Here is a 1,372-nt window from a genome sequence, read left to right as displayed (position 1 = left end):
AAACCGGAAATCAAGCTCAACTCGTGACCTCAACAGCCACCACGGGGAAAACTCGGGCTACCGTGAAATTTTGAGGTGAGCTGGTCTGGCCCCGTCGGTGAGGAAACACCTTTCGACTGTAACGCCGGGTCGGTTCGCGACCACCGAAACCGAGACCTCGACGACCTCCGATCGGAGGTAGTTGACCCGACAGTGGTGCGTGACGCTGGTCTCACAGCGACGGTGGTCTGCACCGTCAGGAACAGGTACGAGGAGCCGCGATTTCCGGGCAGATGCCAAGGCCATGAGCTCGATCACCCCCCGCCAAACAAAGGTCAGCAAATGACGGTTAGACACCCCGAGGACTTCAAGCATTATGAGGTGCAGCTTCCAGAGGTGAAGATTCATTATGTACGCGAGGGATCCGGGCCGACGCTGTTGCTGCTGCACGGCTGGCCAGGATTCTGGTGGGAATGGAGTAAGGTAATTGGACCGCTTTCGCAGCACTACGATGTGATCATTCCGGATTTGCGTGGGTTCGGTGACTCAGAGAAGCCCGACTTATCCGACCTGTCGCAGTACTCGCTGGAACGGACTACCGACGACCAAGCAGGGTTGTTGGACGCATTAGAAATCGATCAAGCGTACGTCGTGGGACACGACTACGCTGCAATCGTCGTTCACAAATTCATCCGCAAGTACCGCGACAGGGTTATAAAGGCGGCGATCTTCGATCCCATTACCCCCGATTTCGGCCCTTTTTATCTTGGCTTCCCGCACATCGCTGAGTCGTGGTATTCGCAGTTCCATCAGACAGATATGTCGGTCGAACTCGTTACTTCAAGCCGTGAGGCCTGCCGGATCTACTTCAAGCACTTCTTCGATCACTGGTCGTACCGCACGCCTTTACTGACGGAGGAGGAGCTGGAGATCCATGTGGATAACTGTACCTCGATTTTTCACGGGGGTGGGGGTTCGGCTGTCGGTAGCGGCGATCAGGTGAGTTGGTCCCGGTTGTCGGGGCGGCGGTAGGCGGCGGCGCCGCGTGTCATGCGGTGACGCCGGGTTCCACTGCCCGGGGCTGCTCAGCTCCTTTCTGGGGTGATCGGGATTGGTGGCCCGCTGTTATGGGATGGCTGCGACGCGGTGGAACGCTGTCTGCAGTTCGGTTGCCCAGGGCCATGTTTCGGATATCCGTAGGATGGTCTTGCGGGATCGTTTGATGATCCGGGCACCGACGTGGAGCAGCCGGTAGCGTAGGGTCGCCGGTTCGGCGATGGCGAGGGCACCGTCGAGGAGCAGCAGCCGGGTCCAGCTGAGGTGTGTTTGAGTTAATGAGCCATTCGCGGTTAGAAATACCCAGCCAGAACCGGGGTGTGCTCATTGATCATCT

Annotated in this window: 2 protein-coding genes; one reads left to right on the top strand and one right to left on the bottom strand. The window is 58.2% G+C overall.

Translation table 11 applies throughout. From position 1 onward, the window contains the following. The first annotated feature begins 321 nt into the window (after positions 1–321). Positions 322–1,011, top strand: a complete 690-nt coding sequence (locus FPZ47_RS27520; protein WP_144957444.1) for an alpha/beta fold hydrolase — start codon at positions 322–324, stop codon at positions 1,009–1,011. 93 nt (positions 1,012–1,104) lie between these two features. Here FPZ47_RS27520 and FPZ47_RS30840 read toward each other — a convergent pair whose 3' ends face one another. Next, positions 1,105–1,284, bottom strand: coding sequence for a transposase (locus FPZ47_RS30840; protein ID WP_425461856.1), 180 nt, complete (start codon positions 1,282–1,284; stop codon positions 1,105–1,107). Positions 1,285–1,372: the final 88 nt, after the last annotated feature.

The organism is Mycobacterium helveticum, from assembly GCF_007714205.1.
Classification (GTDB): domain Bacteria; phylum Actinomycetota; class Actinomycetes; order Mycobacteriales; family Mycobacteriaceae; genus Mycobacterium; species Mycobacterium helveticum.
The sequence above is the reverse complement of the archived record's forward strand: the minus strand, read 5'-3'. Positions and strand labels throughout refer to the sequence as shown.

What these genes read in the sequence shown, in the direction of transcription:
- FPZ47_RS27520 (WP_144957444.1), top strand. Translation starts at nt 322, where the DNA reads ATGACGGTTAGACACCCCGAGGACTTCAAGCATTATGAGGTGCAGCTT.